Genomic DNA, 9,989 nt, shown 5'->3' with positions numbered 1-9,989 from the left:
GGCCCCAGCGCAGCGGCCGCAGCTGCCGGGTGATCTCCCCGGTGTCACGCTCAACGCGCTCCAGGACCGACCACACGTCATTGGTCGGAGCCACGTTCCAGCTCGGGGCCAGCTCCTGGTCAGCGTCCCAGCGCGCGTCGAACATGCCCGCAAGGTCCTGCGGACGGTGGAGGCGTATCGACCACACATGCCCTCACCCTGCCACGGCGCCGGCGAGCACCAAGCCGACACAGACGCCCAGGGCCCCATCCAGGCTGACGGTCACCCCTTGCGCCGGCGCGCTCTCAGCAACACCCTGGGTCGCCGGGCAGTGGCTCGGTCCCCAGTCTCAACGAAGGCGCCCCTGCGGGTCTGGTCGTCTACGAGGCCGACCCGCGGACCGACGTCCGGATGCCGGCGGCCCCGTACCTGGAGGTGCTGCGCGGCCGAGTTGCGCGCTGAGCGCCCGCCTGTCTCTGTGCGGCGGGGTCCGGTGCCTCGCCCGGCTTCGTCACCACGCCCCGCTCTGCCGCGTCGGCCCGCAGCAGCGCCTCCAGCAGGCCGGGGAAGCGCGCTTCGAGGTCGGCGCGGCGCAATGAGATGTACCGTTCGCGGCCGGACCGACGGGTGTGGGTCCAGCCCGCTGTCCGCAGGATCCGGAAGTGGTAGGAGCCGGTTGCGCGACTGACCGGCAGTTCGATGTCCCCGCAGCCCACCTCGCCCTCTGTGGCGAGCCGGTGGACGATGCGCCGCCGCAGCGGGTCGCTGAACGCGTGCAGCAGGTCGCCGAGTTGGATCCGGGCGGTCTCCGGTTGGTCGGCGTCGGCTGGGGCGGAGGTAGTGGTGTGGTCCCCTGCCCTGGGGGAACGTGGTGGCGCTTGCGCGCGCAGGGCGCCGGCCGGGTCCGTGCGAGGCATTGTTCGAGAACTCTCTAAACGAGTGGTACGGTCGGTGATCTTCAATGCGTTGACGATCCTCTAATTATTTACCCCTGCCACTCGCCGACGGTGCCCGCGCCGCACGCCACCGGCTGCCCGCCCGCACCGTCGCACCGACGTTCCCGCGAGGCCCGCGATGACCACCACCGACCCGACAGCCCCACCCGCCCCCTTACCCGCCGCGGGACAGCCCTCCACCGGCCCGCTGCGCACCCTCTTCTGTATCGGCGTCACCCAGGACTTCTTCGCCGCCGACGATGCGCTGCGCGCCACCGTGAACGCCGCCATCCCGCCCGCCTTCGACCGGCTCGGCGAACGCTTCGGCCTCCGGGTCCTCGGCACCCTGGACGACGACCAGCTGATGGTCGGCGCCGCCACCGCCTGGCCCTGGACCTCGTACATCCTCGCCGATGTCCCTGACCTGGAGACCGCCTCCGAGGTGTGTGGAATCGTCCGCGACACCCCGGTCGGCGACGGCCGGCTGTGGCGCTACCTGCGCATCGAGGCCCGAGTCGGCCGCCCGCTGTTCTTCGGCACGGCCTGAGGGGGCGGAGATGCTCGACACCGGACTCGACGGCCGGACCGTCTTGATCACCGGCAGCGCGCAGGGACTCGGCGCCGCCCTGGTCCGCGCCTGTCACACCGAAGGCGCCCACGTCGCCGCGCTGGACATCGACGACGAGACCAACCGCGCCCTCGCCGCGGACCTCGACCCTGACGGGGAACGGATCCGGCCGGTCCACGCCGACCTGCGTGACCCGGACGCGCTCACCGCCGCCTACGCCGAGGTCCGCGCCTGGCGCCCGGTCGACGTGCTGATCAACAACGCCGCCCGGCCGCTCGCCCGGCCACTGTGGGAGATCACCGCCGAGGAGTGGGACGACGTCTTCGCGGTCAACCTGCGCGCGGTCTTCCTGCTGACCCGCGCGGTCGCCGCCGACATGCGCGACCGCGGCTTCGGACGGATCGTCAACATGGCCTCCATCGCCGGCCAGACACCCCGCCCCACAGGCGCCGCCTACGGCACTAGCAAAGCCGGGATGATCGCCCTCACCCGGGTCTTCGCAGCCGAACTCGCCCCCTGCGGCGTCACCGTGAACGCAGTCGCCCCAGCCATGATCGACACCCCGATGGTCCGCTCGATCAGCCCGGAGGCGCTCGCCGAGCTCACCGCCCAGGTGCCGCTGGGCCGGATCGCCACCCCCGAGGAGGTCACCCGGGTCGCCCTCTTCCTCGCCTCCCACGAGACGTTCATCACCGGCGCCACCTACGACGTCAACGGCGGCACGCTGATGCGCTGACCGCGCCCGCCGGCGGCCGGCCGAGCCCGTGCGGCCCCGCACAGCCAGAACGCTCACAGCCGCGGCTCGTTGACTCGGGTCCGTACGCTGTCCTCGCATCCCGTTCGAGTGAGCTTCGATCTCCCTCCCAGGCTACTGAGCGCACAGGCCGAGCCGGTGCAGGCGAACCGACCTCGCGGAGCCGTACGCGGCCCTGCCGTGGTCGGCGAAGGCGCTGGAGGGCTGGGACCGTACCAAAGAGACCGGCGGCAGCTACTACGAGAGCCACCGGCCGGACTCCACCGGCCGGACCGGCGCCGAACAGCAGCAGGTCGCCGAGCTGCGAGCACGAGCCCTGGAACTGACCGAACGCGGGCGACCCACGACTTCTGCTCCACCTGCAACGACGCCCCAGCGGCCGGTCCGCGCTCCGGCACGCCGCGACCGGGGACCCTGACCCGTCATAGCCATGCATACAGACCAAGGCCGCCCCCACCCCCAGACCAAACAGCAACTCCCCAACGGCCAAGGGGTCCAAGTGCGGGTGACACGGTGCCAGCCAGACCGACAGGGCCGATTCTGGTACGACTACACACGGGAACTCCCCACACGAGCCGACGACCGACGCCACGGCCCCTCCCCCACCACCTACCACCTCACAGCGTCAGCCCCGCACCCGATCATCCAACCGATCGAAGGCGAGGACTACCGGGCCATCCACGCGCCGATACCGGAGGAACGGCAACGCTGGCGACTCGCCCCAGCACCCCCAACCGTCTCCTGGTCGAACTACTTCGTCCACCGGCTCGACTGCACCCAGGCCAAGAACGCCGAGCGCCTCCTGACCGACCCCGCAGCACTGGAAATGCTGACTGATCCCACCGTCACCCTGCCCTGCCCGGTCTGCCGGCCCGAGACAGTCCTGCGCACCTCATAACTGATCACGTGGCGTGCCGGGTCTGGCGGGCGCATTGGACGGAGGCTTCCAGCACTGCCGTCAGGTCCTCGGGGGAGCCGGTTCCGGGGTAGCACCGCGTGGCCGCCGACGGCGAGTCGGCGCGCGAAGACGGGTGAGTGCGCCGTCTCCGCCGCCGCACCCACGCCCCTCATACAGCAGAGCCGGTACAACCCCCGGAACCGACGCTGCCGCCGGAGCCGGCACCCCGACCGCAGCAGGCGCCGACAGCGGCGGCGCGAACAGCTCTCCGCGCGCTGCCGCACGGAGGCGAGGCAACCGCTAGCCGAGCACAACCCGCGCAACGGCAACCGCTCCCCATCCGGCCATCGGCCATGCGTCAGCGCCGAGACCCGATAGAGGTCTTGGAGCTGACACCAGTCACGCGGGGGAACGCGACAACACACCAGCCAACGAGCATCACACGCAGTCATCACCCCAAGCGGCCATGCCATGACGACAAGCGCTCAGGAGATTCCAGCATGGGGCTGCGGCACACCTCCGACCTCGATGTGCCGCAGCCTCCGCCGGCCATGACCGGCCCGTCGCATACCCGATCCCGGCAATGCGGAAGAGGCGTCGCTGCGATCTGGCCGATACTCCTTATTGCCGCAGATCAAGGGCTTGGGTAAGCAATCGGGTAACCGCTTCCCCGCATACGTGGGTCAGCGGATACCCGCAGGTGATCGGGCAAACCCGAACGCGGTCGGCCATGTCGTAGCAGCAGACCGGCCACCGCCTTGCGCAGCTCGCATCAGCTCACCACGCCCAACCGATCGGCCATCGGCCATCGGCCACGGCACCGTATGAGCCATGACCGATCGGACGCGTCAGCCTCGCGGCCACCGGTCATCGGCCACGGCGTCCCGTTTCCGAACCGGCGTCGGGCACCGTGCCCGAGAGGACGTTTGCTCATCCTCCGGTGGCGCCGACCCACCACATGCGCTCTGGCAAGCTCCTCTTCATGACGGAAGCTTCTGCCGAAGACATCACCGAGGCTGCATGGGCGAGGTTGCTCAGCTCGGATGGCGTGGACCACGAACTCGTGCGAGCCGCCTACGCCGAACCTCGGCTTCGACAGCTTTTCCCGTTGGTCGGCATGTGGGAGCTGCACTTCAGCCGTTGCACCGAGCACCCCTGTACGTGGGACGTTCCCTACATCGCCCCGCGAAAGGGCGGAGGCTTCCGTGTCGAGGGGCCGTCCAGATCGGACGTGATCGGCTCAGCCGACACCGCAGCAGAGGCTGTCGCCATGGTGGCCCGCCGACTGCCACCCGGCTGCGGGCCCGCGCTCATCGGCAACCGATACGACCTCGCCACCCACCAAAGGCAGAACTGACCGACGGCGCCCAACAACCCATCTGCTGCGAACACTCCACAAAGGCCGACGCAAGTGCGCTTGCCGCCTGCCCTCGCCACCCGCCGCCGTCCCGTTCGTCTGGCGTCTGCTCCCGCCTCCGGCCAGCCGAAGGACAGCACACGGAGTGATGCACCAAGACGTGGGGCACCAGGAAGCTGACGCGATGCCCGTCGGACCACGCACCGCCCGGCGCAGCCCGGCAAGAAGAAAACGTGCCTCTTCCTCCTCCTGAGGAAGAGGTGTCAGCAGCGAGAGCCCCATACCCCCACCCCCTGACCAGCACGTTTCCAGGTGACCCAGGGCGCGACGGGTGGCGGGCGGATCCGTCTGGGGAAACGAGCGCCCGGGGCGCCCCCGGCAGAGGGGACGCCCGAGGACCACGATGAGGTCAGCGATCGTCGTGGTTGCGGCCCCGCCCGTCACGGTCGTGGTGGTGCCAACCGTGGTGGCGCCAGCCCTCGTGGTGACGATGCCAGCCCTCGTGGTGGTGCCGGCCCTCGTGGTGGCGGTGCCAGCCCCCGCCAGGATGTGATCCAGCCACACCCGTCGCGGCTGGCACAGCGGCCTCGGCTGCTGCGGCACCACCCAGCATCACGGCAACTGCCACGCCCAGCGTGGTGGCAAAACGGGAAACACGCATAGCGATCTCCTGTCACAGCAGGCACCCCAGGCACCTGCGCGAATTGGACATCGCAACCATGGCTCTGCCACGCGGTGGAAAGGCCGCAGCGCGCCCAAACAGACACCCGATGGGATGGAAGAGGGCAACCTCTGGAACCAGACCCACCTGAACCCCTACAAAACCGCGCGCAGAGCACAAAGCACGCGCATCAAGCCAGCGGGAGACTCGGCCCGGAACACAGCCACGGCATCCACCCGATGTCGGAGCCGCTGCGCCGTGCCGTCCACCAGCTCGTCTCCGAGACACGGCTATGACCTCGCTCACGCACTGCCCGCAGGCTTTCCCGCTCAGCACAGGGCCCGGTCAATCGAGCCGGTCGGGCCAACGAAGGCAAAATGCCGGCCAGTTGCCGACGGACCCGCGGATCAGAAGACCGTTGCCCGGCACAGACCAGGGCCACTCCCGCCACCGTCCGCCCATTCATCGGCCTGGCACAATGCCGCGTCATGACGACACAGCCGATATCTGCAGTCACCGAGTCGACGACCAAGCCCAAGCACCGGTGGCACCGTCACCCCGGTGTGCGCAGCAGCGGGGAGCTCACCTTGGGTGAGCGCGCCGCCGACCGGATGCGCAACTCCATGGGCTCCTGGGGCTTCGTCTTCGGCTCCCTGACTTTCCTTGCCCTGTGGATGGCGTTGAACGGCAATCACGGCTTCGACAAGTACCCGTTCATCCTGCTCAATCTCGTACTCTCCTGCCTGGCGGCCCTCCAGGGTGCGATCCTGCTGATCGCCGCGAAACGCAGCGACCAGATCTCCAGCGAGCTGGCCGAGCACGACTACGCGACGGACGTGCGCTCGCGGGAACTGCTGGAGCAGCTGGTGACGAACTTCGAGGCGCTCACCGCCCAGCACGAGGAACTGCACCGGGAACTCGCGCGGGTGAACGCTCAACTCGAAGCACGGAAGTAGCGGAAGTAGTCGCAGGGCAGCCCAAGCGCACGGAGGCAGTAAATGGTCACCACAGCCCTCCTCCTGCAGGCTGCCCTGCGGACGGTCGGCCGCGCCCGCCGATCCGCCGTGGTCCACCTCGGCCTGCCCGCCTTCAGTCAGATCGCCACGCGATCCGCCGAGCCCTCGTGGTTCAGGAACTCCTGTTTCCCCGACGCCACCAACGCGGCCTTGGCGACGCCGGGGCAATCTCAGTCGATGACTCGTGCTGCTGCTGACGGACGCGCTCGCGCTCGGTCTCCTCGGCCTCGTGGACCCGGACGACTCAGAGTCAGGTTCGCTGGCCACAACGTCAGACTGGTACCGGACACCTGTCCGCCGGGGCGCTTCGGCCCAACCCTGGCTTTATCGAGCGGCAGTGACGTCGCTTGTCGATGGGTTGGGAGGCACCCCGTTCCACGGACGGGTGGTGTTGATGAGTGTGGGAGGCACCGGGTCTCTTGCCGGGGCAGCATCGGCATGCTTCTGGCGAGAGCTGCTGGCGGTGCCGCAGTGTGGAAGGTCGAGTCCGCACCCCCTTCGCTCAGCGGCCCATCAGCCGCAGCAACCGGGCCTGCCGGGACTCCCCAGCATGGGGCGGGGCCTGTGGGGCGGCGAAGAAGCGGTGGGTGGTTTCGGTGGAGACAGGCGACTCCGCCAAGCCGGCGTAGATGTCGGTGAGGTGGTCCTCAATCCAGGCGACGAGCCCGGGATCGAGTTCCTCGGGGGCATTGGTGGCTCGGGCCAGGTCCCACGTGTGAATGGTCGCGTCCGTGGTGCGGACGGCGAGGGCCTGTTCTCCGGTCACCGGGCCGAGGGGGTAGTCCAGGATCTGCTTGAGGGCACCTGGCTTGCGGAACGCCGCGGCGCACTCCCGCACCGACCGGACGTACGCGCCCACCGGATCGCCGCATAGGGCATCCCTGTCCCGGAGTCGGAGGAATTCGGCGGCCGAGCCGCCGTCCAGCAGGAAGATGTAGTTGAGGTTTCCGCGGGTCATGTGGTTGACGAGGCGGTGCACGTCCCATTCCGCGCAAGGGGTCGGTGCCGTCCACTGCTCGGGCCGTACCGCGCGCAGCCTGCGGGTGAACTCGGAACCGGAGAGTAGATAGCGGTCGATGATGCCGACGAAGCGGTATGACATGGCCGCAGCGTAGGAGTGCCAGAGGCGACATGCTGGCGGAAATCAGCCGCCGAGCTCCCTGGGGCACACGCTCGCAGGCCACTTGCCCGAAACTCGGTCTGCCGAAGCCGAATCGGTGGTGCCGTCACGTCCCATCGACATCCACTGTCCCACTGATCAGCAACTGCCTCCGGGACCAGTCGACAAACGCCGCCCCGAGGGATCAACGAAGCCACCTGCCCCTTACCCCGGTGAAGGTGAGAACCGCTGAGTCGCCTGGGGTAGCGCGTTCCCAGATCTTCTCCGGCCCCATGGGTGATCCGATCCGCCGCCAGCGCCGCCCTGGGAAACGCCGACGATGAACGTCTGGCCCGGCTGGACAGGGAGTTGGCAGCGGACCCTGCCGCCGCCTCCGCCGCCGCCCGCGCTGACCTCGGTGGGCGCGATTCTGGCGCAGTCGGTGTGGTGGCTGATCGTGATGCGTGTGGCCATGGGGGTGGGGGCGGCGCTGGTGATGCCCGCCACGCTGGCGGTGATCGTGCAGGTCTTCCCCGCCCACGAGCGGCCGAAGGCGTTCGCTGCGTGGGCGGCGGTGGCCTCGGCGGCCATGGGTCTGGGGCCGTTGCTCGGTGGGGTGCTGGTTGACCAGTGGAGCTGGGCCGGCGTCTTTCTGATCAACCTGCCCATGGTCGCGGTGGCGCTGGCCGGCACGCTCAAGCTGGTGCCGGAATCCAAGGACCCCGTTCGCCGTCCACTGGACCCGCTGGGCACGGTGCTGATCACGGTGGGCATGGTGGCGCTGGTGGGGGCGGTGATCTCCGTACCGGAGAAGGGGTTCAGCGCGCCGTTCGTTCTCGGCTCCGCCGCGCTCGCCGTCCTTGCCCTGCTCACCTGTCGTCACAGCTGTCCCGGCGCGCCCGGTCCACCGGTATGCGGCCGCCGCGCTCGTCGTCGGCGGTGCCCTCGGCGAGTGGGTGCCAGGACGTCAGGGCACGGACGAGGACGGCCTCGAAGTCGGCAGGGGCCATGTGGGCCCGCAGATGGGCCCGTAGCAGGTCGTGCACCGCGTACGCCCATGAGCAGGAACGATCCGACCAGGTCGGGGCCAGCAGGCAGCGGTCGGCGAGCTCGTCCAGCGGCTCGCCGGCCTTCGGGACGGAGCAGCCCACGAGCACGGCAGCGATCGACGGTGTCAGCATGCCGACGTCGAACGCCGCCAGGGCCAGCAGAGCCCGTCGCATGTGCTCCGGCAGTCGTGCGTACGCCGCGTCGAAGGCCCCCACGATGTTGTGGCCCGGTATGCCCGCGCGGGTGAGCCACTTCTCCTCCACGGTCAGCGCGTCGCGCACATGCGCCATCGACCAGTGCGGACGGGATACGAGGAGCGTGCCGACGGAGCGGATCGCCAAGGGCAGGCCCCCGCACAGCTGGGGCACCTCGTCGGTCTGCTGGTCCTGTCCGTCCAACCGCCCCGGCGGGAGGCCCGAAAAGAGCAGGTCTCGGGCCTCCTCGGGTGCCAGTGGCCCCAGCGGTACGCGGAGCGCGCCCTCGACGGTGAGGTTCGCTGCCTGCGTCGTGACCAGCACCGCGCACCGGCCGCCGGTGGGGATCAGGTACCGCAGGTCCTCGGCCTCGACGACGTTGTCGATCACCACCAGGACGCGGCGGGAGGCCACCAGGGTGCGGTACAGGTCCTGGCGCTCCCCCGCGGAGTCCGGCATGGCCGGCTCGGGGAGTTCGTATTGGCGGTAGTCCGGCGTGCGGACAGTTGCTCCGGCTCCCTGGTCGGCCAGGATGCGGATTGCCGGGTCGGACACGCCTGGACGATGCCGTGGGCCCGAGCCGCGGTCAGATCATGGGCGCGTCCTGGAAGAGCCGGAGACATCCACAACGGGGCCCGTCGGGGATCGCGATCACCTGCGCATTCATCCCATGCCGCTTGTTCTTCTGCGAGCAGTACGGTTCTTCCGCGGCGATCCGGTCGGTGGGAATCAAGGTGCCGCCGACCGTCAAGAAAACTCCCTTGCCCGGCCCGCCAACGCCTCCCGCAGGCCCAGGGCCCAGGCGGCCCGGACACCGAGGGTTTCGTTCACGCACCGGCGGACAGTAGTGATGGACGCACCGAAGCCAGCAGCGACGTCAGTAAGTGACTCGTTTCTTGCACAGGTGGGCCAGGACGAGTGGGGCCTACTCGAAGCAAGCCCAACCTCCTTCAGTGCGAGCCGAGTTCACGCCATTTTGGGTAGTCGAGCCTGGAGATGTGCTCAACCGGCTCGTACGGGACATCGAGCATGACAGGGCAAGGAACTGACGAAGCCCCTCNTTTTGGGTAGTCGAGCCTGGAGATGTGCTCAACCGGCTCGTACGGGACATCGAGCGTGGCAGGGCAAGGAACTGACGAAGCCCCTCGGAGGCTGTGTGCCGAGTGGAATCACCACACCAACAACAAGGGGCTTCGCCACGTCACCCCACCTGACCTGTTCCTTTCACCCTTCCGCCCCTTCCGTCATGGGATGAAAAGGGAGGGTTCAGTGAGAGTTCAGGGCAGGCCCGCCAGCGGCGTCATCAGGTAATCATCACTGTCAGAGTTGCAGCGACTTTGTCTGGAGAAATTCCCTGAGCCCGTGCTTGCCGAGTTCTCGCCCGACACCTGATTGCTTGTGGCCACCGAAGGGGGCGAGCGGGTTGTACGCCCCGCCGTTAACCGTCACCTGGCCGCACTCCATCGATCGCGCAAAGG

General features: G+C 69.0%; 10 protein-coding genes and 2 pseudogenes. 7 read left to right on the top strand and 5 right to left on the bottom strand.

Going from position 1 to position 9,989, the window contains the following annotated elements:
* Positions 1-266: 266 nt before the first annotated feature.
* A pseudogene (locus ACO1BR_RS43055) lies at positions 267-441 on the top strand (amidohydrolase family protein); the annotation flags it as partial.
* On the opposite strand, the gene ACO1BR_RS43050 reads toward ACO1BR_RS43055, so the two are convergent.
* Positions 360-896, bottom strand: a complete 537-nt coding sequence (locus ACO1BR_RS43050; protein ID WP_426800576.1) for an ArsR/SmtB family transcription factor — start codon at positions 894-896, stop codon at positions 360-362. The pseudogene ACO1BR_RS43055 and the gene ACO1BR_RS43050 sit on opposite strands and share 82 nt — an antisense overlap.
* Positions 897-1,053: 157 nt before the next feature.
* On the opposite strand from ACO1BR_RS43050, the gene ACO1BR_RS43045 reads away from it, so the two are divergent.
* The 5 genes from ACO1BR_RS43045 to ACO1BR_RS43025 all read left to right on the top strand — a co-directional run bounded on the left by ACO1BR_RS43045 (position 1,054) and on the right by ACO1BR_RS43025 (position 6,108).
* The gene (locus tag ACO1BR_RS43045; RefSeq protein ID WP_426800575.1) at positions 1,054-1,461 is read left to right on the top strand and encodes a hypothetical protein; all 408 of its coding nucleotides are present in this window, start codon (positions 1,054-1,056) and stop codon (positions 1,459-1,461) included.
* Between the two features lie 10 nt (positions 1,462-1,471).
* Positions 1,472-2,218: an SDR family NAD(P)-dependent oxidoreductase gene (locus ACO1BR_RS43040; RefSeq protein WP_426800574.1), complete on the top strand. Its 747-nt coding sequence runs from the start codon at positions 1,472-1,474 to the stop codon at positions 2,216-2,218.
* Positions 2,219-2,735: 517 nt separating this feature from the next.
* Positions 2,736-3,134, top strand: a complete 399-nt coding sequence (locus ACO1BR_RS43035) for a DUF6233 domain-containing protein (protein WP_426800573.1) — start codon at positions 2,736-2,738, stop codon at positions 3,132-3,134.
* A 982-nt stretch (positions 3,135-4,116) separates the two neighbouring features.
* Positions 4,117-4,491, top strand: coding sequence for a DUF6193 family natural product biosynthesis protein (locus ACO1BR_RS43030; protein ID WP_426800572.1), 375 nt, complete (start codon positions 4,117-4,119; stop codon positions 4,489-4,491).
* 1,149 nt (positions 4,492-5,640) lie between these two features.
* Positions 5,641-6,108, top strand: coding sequence for a DUF1003 domain-containing protein (locus ACO1BR_RS43025; RefSeq protein WP_426800571.1), 468 nt, complete (start codon positions 5,641-5,643; stop codon positions 6,106-6,108).
* Positions 6,109-6,670: 562 nt separating this feature from the next.
* On the opposite strand, the gene ACO1BR_RS43020 is transcribed toward ACO1BR_RS43025, so the two are convergent.
* On the bottom strand, positions 6,671-7,270 hold the full coding sequence (locus ACO1BR_RS43020; protein WP_426800570.1) for a TIGR03086 family metal-binding protein: 600 nt from the start codon (positions 7,268-7,270) through the stop codon (positions 6,671-6,673).
* Between the two features lie 337 nt (positions 7,271-7,607).
* On the opposite strand from ACO1BR_RS43020, the pseudogene ACO1BR_RS43015 reads away from it, so the two are divergent.
* A pseudogene (locus tag ACO1BR_RS43015) lies at positions 7,608-8,042 on the top strand (MFS transporter); the annotation flags it as partial.
* A 94-nt stretch (positions 8,043-8,136) separates the two neighbouring features.
* Here ACO1BR_RS43015 and ACO1BR_RS43010 read toward each other — a convergent pair.
* From ACO1BR_RS43010 to ACO1BR_RS43000, 3 genes are all read right to left on the bottom strand, one after another.
* Entirely contained in the window at positions 8,137-9,066 is a 930-nt protein-coding gene (locus ACO1BR_RS43010) for an NB-ARC domain-containing protein (RefSeq protein WP_426800569.1), read from the bottom strand.
* Positions 9,067-9,097: 31 nt separating this feature from the next.
* Complete coding sequence (locus ACO1BR_RS43005) at positions 9,098-9,262, bottom strand: hypothetical protein (RefSeq protein WP_426800568.1); 165 nt, start codon at positions 9,260-9,262, stop codon at positions 9,098-9,100.
* A 569-nt stretch (positions 9,263-9,831) separates the two neighbouring features.
* A partial coding sequence (locus tag ACO1BR_RS43000) for an aldehyde dehydrogenase family protein (protein ID WP_426800577.1) occupies positions 9,832-9,989 on the bottom strand: 158 nt, incomplete at its 5' end.

The organism is Streptomyces sp. YGL11-2, assembly GCF_050054615.1.
GTDB lineage: Bacteria > Actinomycetota > Actinomycetes > Streptomycetales > Streptomycetaceae > Streptomyces.
This window is presented reverse-complemented; position numbering and strand designations above follow the sequence as displayed.